This window comes from Parvibaculum sp. MBR-TMA-1.3b-4.2 (assembly GCF_053628815.1).
The window spans coordinates 2,615,141-2,628,240 of sequence record NZ_JBRJHC010000001.1; the positions used below are offsets into that span (position 1 = coordinate 2,615,141).

Below are 13,100 nucleotides of genomic sequence, written 5' to 3' on the forward strand. Positions count from 1 at the left end.
GTCTAGGCCGAGCGCCTGTTCTGTACCAGTTTCTCCCGCATGGCATTGTCCTTCAGCATGTCCTCGAAATAGGCGATTGTTTTGACGAGGCCCTCTGCGAGCGGGGTAACCGGTTCCCAGTCGAGGGCCCTCTTCGCTTCCGAGATGTCCGGCCGCCTTTGCAAGGGGTCGTCCTGCGGCAAGGGCTTCCTCACGAGACTGGATTTTGTCCCCGTGATGTCTATGACCTGTTCGGCCAGTTCCAGGATGGAGAACTCCCCTGGATTGCCGATATTGACGGGTCCGGGGTAATCGTCGGCGACATTCATGAGCCGCATCAGCCCTTCCACCAGGTCGTCCACATAGCAGAAGGACCGCGTCTGGCTGCCGTCGCCGAAAATTGTAATCGGTTCGCCCAGCAGGGCCTGCACGATGAAATTCGACACGACCCGCCCGTCATTCGGGTGCATGCGGGGGCCATAGGTGTTGAAGATGCGTGCGACGCGAATACGCAGATCATGCTGGCGGTAATAGTCGAAGAAGAGCGTTTCGGCGCAGCGCTTGCCTTCATCGTAGCAGGAACGCGGGCCGATCGGGTTCACATTGCCCCAATAGCTTTCGGTCTGCGGGTGTTCGAACGGGCTGCCATAGACCTCGCTGGTCGATGCCTGGAGGATGCGGGCCTTCACGCGCTTGGCAAGACCCAGCACGTTGATGGCGCCATGGACGCAGGTCTTGGTCGTTTGCACCGGGTCGCGCTGATAATGGATGGGCGAGGCCGGGCAGGCGAGATTGTAGATCTCGTCCACTTCCAGATAGAGGGGGAAGGTGATGTCATGCCGCATGAGTTCGAAGTTGGGCTCATCCAGCAGGCCTTCGATGTTATTCTTGTTCCCCGTGTAGAAATTATCCGCGCAGATGACGTCGTGGCCCTCGCTCACGAGGCGTTCGCAAAGGAACGAGCCGATAAAACCGGCGCCGCCGGTGACGAGAATTCTGTTGGTAAGATGCATGTACTGGCCCCCTGGATCGGCAGGATACTATCCGATGCCGCCGGTCTGAAACAGGGGCTCCTTGGCGCCGGTGGAAGATGATACAAAAGCCGGCAGCGATAGAGGGGATAGTGGCATGATCAAGGTATACGGGCTGAAGAATTGCGACACTTGCCGCAAAGCGCTGAAATGGCTGGAAATGCGCGGGGTGGAGCATGCGTTCCATGATTTGCGCGCCGATGGCATCGCCAGGGCCGATATCGAGAAATTCGCCGCGTCGGTCGGCTGGGAAAAGCTGCTCAACAAGGCCAGCACGACCTGGCGGGCGCTGGACGATGCGGAGAAGGAAGGCGTGAACGAGAAAAAGGCCATTGCGCTCATGGCAGCCCATCCCGCGCTAATCAAGCGTCCGGTTTTCGACCTCGGTGGAAGCTATATCGTCGGTTTTCGCGACGAACAGAAGGCCGCTCTCGAAAAATCGGCCAAATAGGCATGGCCGTCATGTCGCTGAAAGGTGGCAGGAAAGGCCCTCCCTCTATCGCCCAGCCGCTGGAGACGCCGCGCCTTGTCCTGCGCGATTTCGCCATGAGCGATTTCGATGCGGTCCATGCGTGGTCCGCGCGCGAAGACGTGACCCGCTATCTCGTATGGGGACCCAACAGCAAGGCGCAGACGCGCGCGGCCTTGCGCGACTTCAAGGCCGATCAGCGCCGTCGGCCTCGCCGCTGCTGGGAACTGGCGGTCACGCTCAGGGAAAGCGCGGCGCTTATCGGTGGCGCAGGGCTCAGGCTTCATGAATGGGAGGAGCGGACGGGCGAGCTTGGCTATGTCCTGCATCCAGACTATTGGGGGCAGGGCTATGCAGGCGAAGCGGCCTGGGCGATGCTGAGCGAGGGGTTCGGGACGCTCGGCCTCCACCGCATCATCGCCACATGCGACCAGCGCAATACCGCGTCCGCCCGGCTGCTGGAGCGGCTCGGCATGCGCCGCGAAGGCGCCTTCCGCGCCTCGCGCTATATTCAGGGCGAATGGCGCGACGAATATCTCTATGCGCTGCTGGCTTCGGAGTTCTCGGGGTAGGCTTCCGCTTTGGCCGGGGCTTTGCCTCTAGCCTCGCAAATCGCTCACCGGCTTCGACAGGATATCCGCATCCGGCTCGCGCACATTCTCGCCGCGCCGGATCAGGAATTCGATCCAGGTGCCCCGGTCGCGCATTTCCAGCAGGTCATGGCCCGCCTCGGCGCAGAAATGCGGCATGTCGATCCGCGCCACGGGATCGCTCGCAAAGACGCGCAACAGCCGTCCGGGATCGAGCCGCAGCAGGCGCTTTCTCGCGCGCAGCACGGGGAGCGGGCATTGCTGCCCCATCACGTCGAGTATGATTTCGCCCTGATCGTCCATAGCGGTGTCCCGGTTGGTCGGCAACCGGACATAGCATGACTGGCTTTTCGGCGGAAATGAGCGAAATCGGCACCGCTCATGTTGCGCCGCAGCATGAATATCGGTAAGAAGGCGCCTCACCCCGGACCCGGAATTTTGCCGGGTGGCTCTTCCGGCCGCCGATCCGCCGGATAACCCCATTGAAATGACAGGCGCGTGCAGCGGACCGCTTATCCGATCCGTCCCGCTATGCCTCAATCGGGAGACCCATGTTCAGTTCAGTTGCGTATCGTCATGAGTGGTTCGGCAATATCCGGGCGGACCTGCTGGCCGGGCTCGTCGTGGCCCTGGCGCTTATTCCGGAAGCCATCGCCTTTTCCATCATCGCGGGCGTCGACCCCAAGGTCGGTCTCTACGCGTCGTTTTCCATTGCCTGCATCCTCGCCTTCACGGGTGGGCGGCCCGGCATGATTTCGGCGGCCACCGCCGCCACCGCCGTTCTCATGGGGACGCTGGTCAAGGAGCACGGGCTGCAATATCTCCTCGCGGCCACGGTGCTGGCAGGCGTGCTGCAGGTGGCGGCCGGCTATCTGAAGCTCGGCAATTTCATGCGTTTCGTTTCGCGCTCGGTGATGACGGGCTTCGTCAACGCGCTCGCCATTCTCATCTTCATGGCGCAATTGCCGGAACTGATGGGCGTGCCGCAGCTCACCTATGTCATGGTCGCGGCGGGTCTCGGCATCATCTATCTCTTCCCGCGCCTGACGAAGGCGGTGCCGTCGCCGCTCATCTGCATCATCGTGCTGACGGCGGTGACGCTCTATTTCGGCTTCGATCTCAGGACGGTCGGCGATATGGGCGAACTGCCGGACTCTTTGCCGGTCTTCCTGCTGCCGCAGATCCCGCTAACCCTCGACACGCTGCTCATCATCCTGCCCTATTCGGCAGGCGTGGCGGCGGTGGGGCTGCTGGAATCGCTGATGACGGCCTCCATCATCGACGACCTCACCGATACGCCGAGCGACAAGAACCGCGAATGTATCGGTCAGGGCATCGCCAATTTCTGCACCGGCTTCATCGGCGGCATGGCGGGCTGCGCGATGATCGGCCAGTCCATGATCAATGTGAAATCGGGCGGCCGCGGGCGGCTTTCCACTTTTAGCGCGGGCGTTTTCCTGCTGATCCTGATTGTGGGCCTGGGCGACTACGTCAGGCAGATCCCCATGGCGGCGCTCGTCGCCATCATGATCATGGTCTCGATCGGCACGTTCAGCTGGTCGTCGATCCGCAATCTGCGCGACCATCCGAGGTCGTCGTCGGTGGTGATGCTCGCGACCGTCGTGACCGTGGTCGGCACGCATAACCTTGCCATCGGCGTGCTGGTGGGTGTGCTCCTGTCCGGGCTTTTCTTTGCCTGGAAGATCGCGCAGATCTTCCGTGTCACCTCCACTCTTTCAGCGGATGGGCGCGAGCGGGTCTACACGGTCGAGGGGCAGATCTTCTTTGCCTCTTCCGACGCGTTCACCGGCTCCTTCGATTTCAAGGAGGTGCTGGAGCGCGTCGTGATCGATGTCAGCCATGCGCATATCTGGGATATTTCCAGCGTCGCGGCGCTCGACATGATCGTGCTCAAATTCCGCCGCGAAGGGGCCGAGGTCGAAATCATCGGTCTCAACGAGGCCAGCGAGACGATTGTCGACAAGCTCGCCGTTCACGACCAGCCGGGCGCGCTGGAAAGGCTGATGGGTCACTGACATAGTCGGCTTGTCGCGGGCCCGTTTGCCGGGGCCGCGACCCAATGAAACAGGGCATCCGCCGCTTGTCCGGGTATGCTCCACAAGATCGGATCTGGGGGTAAGCGTTTTGACAAAGTTCGTCGCTCTGGTTGACGGCTCCATCTATTCGCAAAGCGTGTGCGACCACGCCGCATGGGCGGCGACGCGGGCGGGCGCTTCGGTCGAGCTTCTGCATGTCCTCGGCCGGCGCGAGCCGTTCGGGACGCCCTCCGATCTCAGCGGGGCCGTGGGTCTGGGCGCGCGGACCTCGCTGCTGGAAGAACTCGCCGAACTCGATGTGGCGCGGTCCAAGCTCGCACAGAAGCAGGGCCGGGCCATTCTGGACGATGCGACCGCCATTCTTGAAAAGGACGGCGTGACAGGTGTCACCACGCAGTTGCGTATCGGCGATCTGGTGGAAGAGGTTGCCGAGAGCGAGGCCGATGCCGACATGGTGATGGTCGGCAAGCGCGGCGAGGCGGCGGATTTCGCCAAGCCGCATCTCGGCTCCAATCTCGAACGGATCGTGCGCTCCAGCGTGAAGCCCGTCTTCGTGGCCTCGCGCGCCTTCAAGCCCATCGAGCGGTTCCTGATCGCCTATGATGGCGGCGCCAGCGCCATGAAGGCGGTGGATTATGTTGCGCGCAGCCCGATTTTCGCCGGGCTGGAATGCCACCTACTCACCGTCGGGGCGGAAAACTCCGACGCCGCGAAACGGCTGGACGATGCCCGCGCGGTGCTGCGCGGGGCGGGCTATGAGGTTCGCGCGAAACTGGTTCAGGGCCAGGCGGAAGCCGTCATCGCGCGCGAGGTGGAGGAGGCCGGTATCGGGCTCGTCGTCATGGGCGCCTATGGCCATTCGCGTATCCGCACGCTGATCATCGGCTCCACCACCAGCGAGATGCTGCGCGCCTGCAAGGTGCCGGTCCTGCTGTTCCGCTAGGCGGGAGGGTCTTGGCGGTTGGCTTTCAGCCAGGCGATCTGACGCATGCTGCGCCTGACGACGGTGGCGATGCCGCCGAGCACGACCGCCCAGAGGACGATCGCAAGAACTTCATTATAGCCGTTCCACAAGGGCTCGAAGAGCGAGAGGAGGGCTGCCGCCGTTACCGTCGCCATGCGCTGGGGTTTTGCCATGGGGCCGGAGAAGTCCGGCGGCGCGCCTGCATTGGCGCCCAACTCGCGGACATAGGCCGTCAATATGGCAAGCGCGGCGGCGATCCATCCGAGCGCCGGCAGGCCGAGCCCGTAGCCGAGGCCTGCGAGGATGAGGGCGTCCGAGACGCGGTCGGGAAACTCGTTCCAGAAGGGGCCGTCCGGCGCGCTCTTGCCGCCCTCCACGGCAACCATCCCGTCGAAGAGATTGCAGAGCAGCCTGAGCTGGCAGAAGAGAGCGGCGAAAACGAGCGCGACGATGCGCCATGTGCCTGGCTCTGCCTGTCCGGCGATCCAGAAGCTTCCGCCCGCGACCAGCGCCGCGGCCATGCTTGCCTGAGAGATCTGATTGGGTGTGACGGAGGTTGCGGCCAGCCGTGCTGCAATGCTACGCGCCCATCCCGTATCGCGGCTGTTCAGCGGACGGCGATTTTCCGGCTCGGCCATGATCTCGATTCCTCCCTTGGTGTTTCAGGGCTCGCGCGGTCAGGCAGGCGCGGCGGAGCGGGTGCGCAGGAAATTATAGACGACCGCGTAGCTCGTCGCGACGGTGAGCGGGATGGCGATGGTCGCAAGAATTTCCGGCGTTCCGGCGATCGCATGAATGGCAATGAGGACGCTTGCCGAAATGGAGCAGGCGATGGCAGGTGGCGCCCAGATGGCTGTGAAGCCCGCAAAGCGTATGCGCAAACGGTCGAGGCCGGTTTTCAGGAAATAAGTGATGGTGCCGGACAGAGAGCCCTGCACCACGCCGGCAAGGAAGGCCGCGCCGGGACCATGCGCCCAGTTGGCATAGACCGCCCAGCCACCCATGGCGAGAAAGGCGAAGGCGACATGGGTTGCCGCATGGGCGGCAAAGCGCTTGAAGGCGTCCATCATGTGAGCGACCAGCCATAACGTGTGAGATGGAAGAAGATGGGGGCTGCGAAGATGACGGAGTCGAGCCGGTCGATGAAGCCGCCATGTCCCTCGATCAGGTGGCCCCAGTCCTTCACTCCGCGGTCCCGCTTGATGGCGGACATGACGAGGCCGCCGAAGAAGCCCATCAAGGCGATGACGAACGACATGCCCGCCGCCTCGAGAAAGGTGAAGGGCGTGATCCACCAGAGACAGGCGCCGAGCAGCGTCGCGCTCAGCACGCCGCCGACAAAGCCTTCCACGGTTTTCGAGGGCGACAGTTTCGGCGCGATCTTGGTTCGCCCGAGGAGCTTGCCCCAGACATATTGCAGGACGTCGCTCGACTGCACCACGAAGACGAGGAACGCAATGAGGAGGACGTTTCGTCCCGCTTGCGATCCCGGCAGAGCGATCGCGCCGTCGGAATAGTCGGCGAATGTCAGGCTCAGAAGGGCGGGGACATGCGAGATGCAGAAAACGGAAATCATCAGTCCCCATTGCGTTTCAGCGATGCGGGTGAGGAAGTTCTCCGTGTTTCCGCGAAGAGCGGAGACGATCGGCAGAAGCAGGAACGCATAGACCGGGATCATGATCGAATAGAGCCCGTACCAATGGCTCCACACCAGCCAGTATTGGGCGGGCAGGATGACGAAGAAGGAAAAGGCGAGCGCCCAATGGTCACCGCGTCTGGTGTTCGTCAGCGTCATGAATTCACGCATCGCCGCGAAGGAGCACAGGCCGAAAAGCAGGATCACGCCGGTTCGCCCGCCCAGAAAGGCAATGCCCATCAGGACCACCATGACCCACCATGCCTTGATCCGGGCATTGAGGTTCTCGATGGCGTCGTTGCCGCCATCGGGCGACAGCTTCCGTTTCAGGACGTATCCCACCGCCGAGGCGATGACGAGGATCACGCCGACGCCGCCCAGCAGGGCGACGAGGTTCCAGAAATAATCGGTCATGCCACCTGCCCTTCGATCTGTTCTTCTCCCTGTTCCTCTCCGGCGAGATTGCGCATGGCGCTTTCGGCCTTTGCCAGAAATTCTTCCTTGCTCTCACCCTCGGCGAGCCGGATCGGCGCACCGAAATTGACGGTGCAAATGAGCGGGATGGGGACGAGTTCTCCCTTGGGCATGACGCGGTTCAGGTTCTCGATCCATGTCGGCACCAGTTCGACATCGGGTCGTGCCTGGGCGAGGTGATAGAGGCCCGCCTTGAAGGGCAGCAGCAACTCATCGGTCGTGTTGCGCGTGCCCTCGGGAAAGATGATGAGGGAAGAGCCGCCGTCCAGCGCCTCGGTCATGACGGTTATCGGGTCTTCTTCCCGCGAGGAGCGGTCGCGGTTGATCAGCACAGCGTTGAAGACGTCGCGGCCGATAAAGGCCCGGAGACGGGATTTGAGCCAGTAGTCGGACCCGGCCACCGGCCGCGTCGCACGCCGCATGCGGTCCGGCAGGACCGTCCAGATCAGGATGAAATCGCCATGGCTGGCATGGTTGGCGAAGTAGATACGCTGGCGCTCCGAGGGCTCGGCGCCCTGCCAGATGCCGCGAACGGCCGTGATAAGTCGCGCAAAGACGATGATCGCAGTGGCGACGAGTTCTGCCAGAAACCGCATTTCCCTTATTCTCCCCTTGCGAAAAGCATAACAGAAAAAAGCTAGTGAAAGTCCAGGGAGCATCCACCTGCCGCTATGTTTGTCGCGGTGTCCCGAATTTCGCCCCTGATGGAATAAAGGAAGCGAAAAAGAAAATTCATCTCTTGAAATGCGTTTTTTTACTACCAGCGGCAAGGCCGGCCGCCCGACCGGGTGCCTTCTCTGCGTGAAACCATTTCCCCAGCGTTTCCCGGGCTTCCTTGACGTCCTTGTCAGCAGGCAGGCATAACATTCGTCAAACGCCAAGAAAGTGGTTCATCGGAGGGGGATGGCCGCAAATAGGGAACAGGGAATGGGTCTTTTCAATCGTATTCGCAATGAGATCATTTTCGTGCGCGCGGCGCTCCGGACGCTGAAGCGCATGGGCGATCTGGGCAAGGACAAGTCCACCACCTTCGCCGACATCGTGGAAAAGCTGGCAGAAGAAAAGCCGGACAATATCGCCATCTATTGCGGCGATCGGACTTTCACCTATCGCGACTACAATGGCGCGGCCAACCGCTATGCCCGCTGGGTGAAGGCGCAGGGGCTGGGGCAGGGCGATGTCGTGGCGCTGATGATGGAAAACCGGGCCGAATATCTCATGGCCTGGCTCGGCATCATCAAGGCCGGTGCGACGGCGGCACTCATCAACACCAATCTCACCTCCAATGCGCTCGCCCATTGCCTGAAGATTTCCGGTGCGAACCATCTCATTCTCGGCAATGAGCTTGCCGAAGGCTATTTCACCTGCACCGATTGCATGGAAACGCCGATGACCGTCTGGGCGACGGGCGGCAAGGTGCAGGGCAGCGAAGACCTCGACGCCGCGCTCGACAATTTCAGCGACGGCCCGCTGCCGGACGATTTCCGCGCGGGGCTGACGACCGAGGAAAACGCGCTCTTCATCTATACCTCGGGCACGACGGGGCTTCCCAAGGCCGCGCGTATTCCCCATCAGCGCCTCAATGGCATGATGGCCGCCTTCTCGGCGGGCGCAAATGCGACCGAAAAGGACCGCATGTATGTCGTGCTGCCGCTCTATCATTCGGCGGGCGGCGTCTGCGCGGTCGGCACCACGCTCACCGTGGGCGGTTCGGTGATCCTGAAGCGCAAATTCTCCGCGCATCATTTCTGGGACGATTGCGTTCAGTACAAGGCGACGCTCTTCCAGTATATCGGCGAGCTCTGCCGCTACCTTCTCAACACCGAGCCCAACAAGAACGAGCGCAAGCACAAGCTGCGTCTTGCCGTGGGTAACGGTCTGCGCCCGGAAATCTGGGAGGAGTTCCAGACCCGCTTCCGCATTCCCCGCGTTCTGGAATTCTACGGCGCGACGGAAGGCAATGTGGCGCTGATGAATTTCGACGGCACGGTGGGCGCGATCGGCCGCGTGCCGGGCTGGGCGAAGAGCAAGTTCAATGTCGAGATCGTGAAGTTCGACATCGAGAACGAAAAGCCCGTGCGCGGGGCGGACGGTTTCTGTGTCCGCGCCGAGCCGATGGAAGCGGGCGAGGCGCTCGGCCAGATCATCGACGATCCGGAGCGTCCCACGGGCCGTTTCGACGGCTATGCCAAGAAGGAAGAGACCGAGAAGAAGATCCTGCGCGACGTGTTCGAAAAGGGCGATGCCTGGTTCCGCACCGGCGACCTCTTGAAGCAGGACAAGCTCGGCTATTTCTTTTTCGTGGACCGGATCGGCGACACCTTCCGCTGGAAGGGCGAGAATGTCGCGACGTCGGAAGTCGCGGAAGCCATGTCGGTTTATCCCGGCATTCAGGAAGCCAATGTCTATGGCGTCGCCGTGCCCGGTGCGGACGGCAAGGCAGGCATGGCCTCGATTGTGTCGTCGGATGGCATCGACCTCGACAAGTTCCACGCGCATCTGGAAAAGCAGTTGCCGGATTATGCCCAGCCGCTCTTCATCCGCCTGCAGCAGGAAATGGAAGTCACCGGCACCTTCAAGCACCGCAAGGTGGATCTGGTGAAGCAGGGCTTTGACCCGGACGCCATCCCCGAGCCGGTCTATTTCAACGATCCCAAGGCGAACAAGTTCGTCCTGCTCGACAAGCCGCTCTATGACCGCATCTGCGCGGGCGAAGTGCGGGTTTAAACCTTTAAACCGTCATGGCCCGGCTTGTCCGGGCCATCCATGTCTTTTCTTTGGTGCGGTGAAGACGTGGATGCCCCGCATGAAGCGGGGCATGACGAAGTAGGGAAAACAAAAAAGGGCGCCTCCGAGGAGCCGCCCTTTCATTTGTCCGGAGCCGGAATTACTCGGCGGCGTCGGTTTTCTTCATGCCCATGGCTTCGAGAATTTCCGGCGAGATGTCTTCCGTGCCGTGCTGTTCGATGTGCTTGGCGACGCGGCTGCCGACGGCCATCATCGCTTCGCCGATGAAGCCTTCGCGGTTCTTGCGGGCCCAGTCGAGCGACAAGCCGCGATTGACGTTCGTCTCCTGGAAGTGCGGCATCACATAGCGCGCGATGAGTTCGTAGGAGCGCTTGGTTTCGGCGAAATCGGCCCAGTTATGCGCCATCTGCAGGAAGGTGCCGAAGCCGCCGGACTGTTCCTGAAGGCGCTGGATCTGCGCGATGCAATCGTCCGGTGTGCCGATCACGGCCATGCCGCTTTCGATCAGCGCATCCACGGGATCGGAGCCGTCGGTGGGCGCGAGCGGCAGGGCGGCCACTTCGCGGAAATAGAAGAGCCATTTCTCAAGCCCGAAGCGCACATTCTCGCGCGCCTTCTCCCGCGTCTCGGCGACATGCACCGGGCCGACCAGTCGCCAGTCGTCGCGGCTCACCTGGTTGCCGTTCTCCTTGGCGATCTTTTCGGCGATGCCCCAGTTGGAGGCGAGCGCGTTGAAGCCGCCCTGCGAGGTCGCGCCGATGGAGAGAAGGCCCACGCCGTGGCGGCCCGCCGCCGTCGCGCCGGTGGGCGACACGGTGCTGGCAATGGCGATATCGACATTGGGACGCGACCAGGGCGTCATCTGGAGGCGCGCATCGCGAAGCTCGAACCAGTCGGTCTTCATGTTGACCGTTTCGCCGCGCAGGAGCGGCACGATCGCTTCCAGCGCCTCGTCCATCATGTCGCGCTGCTTGGCGACTTCGATGCCCATCATGAAGGCGTCGGAGGGCAGCGAGCCCGGCCCTGCGCCGAACATCACGCGGCCGCGCGTGATGTGGTCGAGCTGGTTGATGCGGTCGGCCAGCATCAGCGGGTGGTGATAGGGCAGCGAGGACACGCCCGTGCCGAGCTTGATGGTGCGGGTGCGTTCCGCCGCGGTGGCGATGAAGAGTTCGGGGCTGGCGATCAGCTCGTAACCGGCGGAATGATGTTCGCCGATCCAGGCTTCGTCATAGCCCAGATTGTCCATGTGCTGCACGAGTTCCAGATCGCGTTCGAGTGCGAGCGTCGGGTTTTCGTCCAGCGGGTGAAACGGCGCGATGAAGGCGCCGAATTTCATCTTACGTCCGACCATTTTTTCCTCCCTGTTCGGATATTGGTCTGTTTTCGATAGCGGTGTTCGTCGTTTCTTGTTTGGTTTGCCTTGGTGTTCAGGCGGCCTTGAGGCCGTTCATGGCGATATCGAGAAAGGCTTTGCCGCTGCTCTCGGTTTCGACCTCGGGATTTTCAAGCCAGAAGGCGATGAGCGCGCTCCATGTCGCGACGATGGAGAGCGCGGCCAGCTCAGGCAAGAAGCCTTTCCGGAACTCGCCCTTCTCCTGTCCCTGCCGCACGATATTGGCGACGAGGGCGATCAGGCTTTCATTGGCTTGGCGGGCCATCCGGTAGCTGGCGGGCTGCTCCAGGAATTCGGTCAGGAGCCGGCGCATCACCTGTGCGTTGGAGTGATAGGCCTCGCCGAAGACATCGGCCATGAAGCGGAGCTGCTCCTCCGCCGTGCTGTCGTTATTTTCGCTCAGCTTGTCGGCCAGCGCGTTGGTGATCTCCTCATTGAAGGCGAGAAGCAGCGCGGCCTTGTTCTTGAAATGCAGGAAGAAGGTCGCCTTGGCGATGCCGGCGCCCGCGCAGATATCCTCGATGGTCACGCCGTCATAGCCGCGCTTTGCGAAGGACTCCATCGCGATGCGATATATCTCGCGGCGCGTGCGCTCCTTCTTGCCCGGTCGGGGGGCTGTCGCCGCTTCGGCCATTGCTTGTCATTCCTCCAAACCGGCAGCGGTCATCGCCCCGCCTTGCCGGAACAAAACTAGACTACAGTCCAATTTGCTGCAAGCTTGTGGCCGTCGCTGCGTCACGTAGCGTATAAACGGTATCGAGGCATCCGGCCCCGCAAGAAGGCCGGAGCAAACAAGACGCGAAAATTCAGGGTCGCGAAAATCAGGAGGAACGTATGGGACGGGTTCAAGGCAAGGTCGCGCTGGTCACGGGCGCGGCGGCGGGTATCGGTCGCGCCGCGGCGGTCGCGCTGGCGGCGGAAGGCGCCAAGGTCGTCGTCACGGATGTGGACGAGAAGGGCGGTGCGGAAACCGTCGACATCATCGGCAAGGCCGGTGGCGAGGCGAGCTTTCTGCCGCAGGACGTGGCCGATGAGGCGCGCTGGCAGGAAATCGTCGCCGCGGTGAAGGAAAAGCACGGCGCGCTGCACATCCTGGTCAACAATGCGGGCATCGGCGTCGGCGCGCGCATTTTCGACATGCCGGTGGAAGACTGGCGCCGCCAGATGGCCATCAATGTCGATGGCGTTTTCTTCGGCGTGAAGCATGGCATTCCGCTGATGGCGGAATCGGGCGGCGGCTCCGTCGTGAACATTTCCTCCGTTGCCGGTCTTCAGGGCGCGCCGGGTCTTGCCGGCTATTGCGCGACCAAGGGCGCGGTGCGTCTCTTCACCAAGGCCGTGGCGCTCGAATGCGCGCAGGAGAAGATGAATGTGCGTGTGAACTCCGTTCACCCCGGCATCATCGACACCGACATCTGGAACAAGATCCCGCAGGGCGGCGGCGTCAGTGCGATGCAGTCCGATCTCATTCCCGAAGGCGCCAACACGATCGACGCGGGCGCGCTCGGCGAACTCGCCGCCCCGCTCGGCTTTGCAGGCATTCCCGCCGACATCGCCAACGGCATCGTCTTCCTCGCCTCCGACGAGAGCCGTTACATGACGGGGTCGGAACTCGTCATCGACGGCGGCATGACGGCGCGGTAACGGGTCAATTGGAAGGCGTCATGGCCCGGCTTGTCCGGGCCATCCACGTCTTTCTTCTTTATCGCCAAGACGTGGATGCCCCGCATGAAGCGGGGCATGACGTTTTCGGGTG

At 62.3% G+C, this 13,100-nt stretch carries 14 protein-coding genes and 1 other annotated feature; of the genes, 6 read left to right on the plus strand and 8 right to left on the minus strand.

The features are described 5' to 3' along the window. Window positions 1–2 precede the first annotated feature (2 nt). Window positions 3–992, minus strand: a complete 990-nt coding sequence (locus ACSSVQ_RS12590; RefSeq protein WP_454183535.1) for a UDP-glucuronic acid decarboxylase family protein — start codon at window positions 990–992, stop codon at window positions 3–5. A 115-nt stretch (window positions 993–1,107) separates the two neighbouring features. Between ACSSVQ_RS12590 and ACSSVQ_RS12595 the strand changes: the two genes are divergently transcribed. Continuing rightward, complete coding sequence (locus ACSSVQ_RS12595; RefSeq protein ID WP_293324080.1) at window positions 1,108–1,461, plus strand: arsenate reductase; 354 nt, start codon at window positions 1,108–1,110, stop codon at window positions 1,459–1,461. Between the two features lie 11 nt (window positions 1,462–1,472). Then, window positions 1,473–2,051, plus strand: a complete 579-nt coding sequence (locus tag ACSSVQ_RS12600) for a GNAT family N-acetyltransferase (protein WP_454183537.1) — start codon at window positions 1,473–1,475, stop codon at window positions 2,049–2,051. A gap of 27 nt (window positions 2,052–2,078) precedes the next feature. On the opposite strand, the gene ACSSVQ_RS12605 is transcribed toward ACSSVQ_RS12600, so the two are convergent. After that, the gene (locus ACSSVQ_RS12605; protein WP_454183538.1) at window positions 2,079–2,372 is read right to left on the minus strand and encodes a sulfurtransferase TusA family protein; all 294 of its coding nucleotides are present in this window, start codon (window positions 2,370–2,372) and stop codon (window positions 2,079–2,081) included. A 120-nt stretch (window positions 2,373–2,492) separates the two neighbouring features. After that, window positions 2,493–2,548: a sequence feature (sul1 is cis-regulatory element that is thought to sense ions involved in sulfur or methionine metabolism; They are found in Alphaproteobacteria), on the plus strand. Window positions 2,549–2,620: 72 nt separating this feature from the next. On the opposite strand from ACSSVQ_RS12605, the gene ACSSVQ_RS12610 reads away from it, so the two are divergent. Together ACSSVQ_RS12610 and ACSSVQ_RS12615 are read left to right on the plus strand one after the other, a co-directional pair. Continuing rightward, on the plus strand, window positions 2,621–4,105 hold the full coding sequence (locus ACSSVQ_RS12610) for a SulP family inorganic anion transporter (RefSeq protein ID WP_454183540.1): 1,485 nt from the start codon (window positions 2,621–2,623) through the stop codon (window positions 4,103–4,105). Window positions 4,106–4,214: 109 nt separating this feature from the next. After that, window positions 4,215–5,069: a universal stress protein gene (locus tag ACSSVQ_RS12615; RefSeq protein WP_293324068.1), complete on the plus strand. Its 855-nt coding sequence runs from the start codon at window positions 4,215–4,217 to the stop codon at window positions 5,067–5,069. Here the strand turns inward: ACSSVQ_RS12615 and ACSSVQ_RS12620 are convergent. The 4 genes from ACSSVQ_RS12620 to ACSSVQ_RS12635 are packed head-to-tail and all read right to left on the minus strand — an operon-like array spanning window position 5,066 to window position 7,796. Then, window positions 5,066–5,728: a CDP-alcohol phosphatidyltransferase family protein gene (locus tag ACSSVQ_RS12620; protein ID WP_454183543.1), complete on the minus strand. Its 663-nt coding sequence runs from the start codon at window positions 5,726–5,728 to the stop codon at window positions 5,066–5,068. The two genes, ACSSVQ_RS12615 and ACSSVQ_RS12620, sit on opposite strands and share 4 nt — an antisense overlap. 39 nt (window positions 5,729–5,767) lie before the next feature. Then, window positions 5,768–6,160, minus strand: a complete 393-nt coding sequence (locus ACSSVQ_RS12625; RefSeq protein WP_454183545.1) for a hypothetical protein — start codon at window positions 6,158–6,160, stop codon at window positions 5,768–5,770. Further along, window positions 6,157–7,140, minus strand: a complete 984-nt coding sequence (locus ACSSVQ_RS12630) for a phosphatidate cytidylyltransferase (RefSeq protein ID WP_454183547.1) — start codon at window positions 7,138–7,140, stop codon at window positions 6,157–6,159. The genes ACSSVQ_RS12625 and ACSSVQ_RS12630 overlap by 4 nt, the downstream gene beginning before the upstream one ends. Then, the gene (locus ACSSVQ_RS12635; RefSeq protein ID WP_454183548.1) at window positions 7,137–7,796 is read right to left on the minus strand and encodes a lysophospholipid acyltransferase family protein; all 660 of its coding nucleotides are present in this window, start codon (window positions 7,794–7,796) and stop codon (window positions 7,137–7,139) included. The genes ACSSVQ_RS12630 and ACSSVQ_RS12635 overlap by 4 nt, the downstream gene beginning before the upstream one ends. Window positions 7,797–8,127: 331 nt before the next feature. Between ACSSVQ_RS12635 and ACSSVQ_RS12640 the strand changes: the two genes are divergently transcribed. Beyond that, the gene (locus ACSSVQ_RS12640; RefSeq protein WP_454183550.1) at window positions 8,128–9,927 is read left to right on the plus strand and encodes a long-chain-acyl-CoA synthetase; all 1,800 of its coding nucleotides are present in this window, start codon (window positions 8,128–8,130) and stop codon (window positions 9,925–9,927) included. Window positions 9,928–10,087: 160 nt separating this feature from the next. On the opposite strand, the gene ACSSVQ_RS12645 is transcribed toward ACSSVQ_RS12640, so the two are convergent. Together ACSSVQ_RS12645 and ACSSVQ_RS12650 are read right to left on the minus strand one after the other, a co-directional pair. Beyond that, window positions 10,088–11,302 carry an LLM class flavin-dependent oxidoreductase gene (locus ACSSVQ_RS12645; protein WP_454183552.1) on the minus strand — a complete coding sequence of 405 codons (1,215 nt, stop codon included), beginning with the start codon at window positions 11,300–11,302 and terminating at the stop codon, window positions 10,088–10,090. 76 nt (window positions 11,303–11,378) lie between these two features. Further along, a complete protein-coding gene (locus ACSSVQ_RS12650) occupies window positions 11,379–11,978 on the minus strand; it encodes a TetR/AcrR family transcriptional regulator (protein WP_454183554.1) in 600 nt (199 codons plus the stop codon). 200 nt (window positions 11,979–12,178) lie between these two features. Between ACSSVQ_RS12650 and ACSSVQ_RS12655 the strand changes: the two genes are divergently transcribed. Then, on the plus strand, window positions 12,179–12,988 hold the full coding sequence (locus ACSSVQ_RS12655) for a glucose 1-dehydrogenase (protein WP_293324055.1): 810 nt from the start codon (window positions 12,179–12,181) through the stop codon (window positions 12,986–12,988). Window positions 12,989–13,100 lie beyond the last annotated feature (112 nt).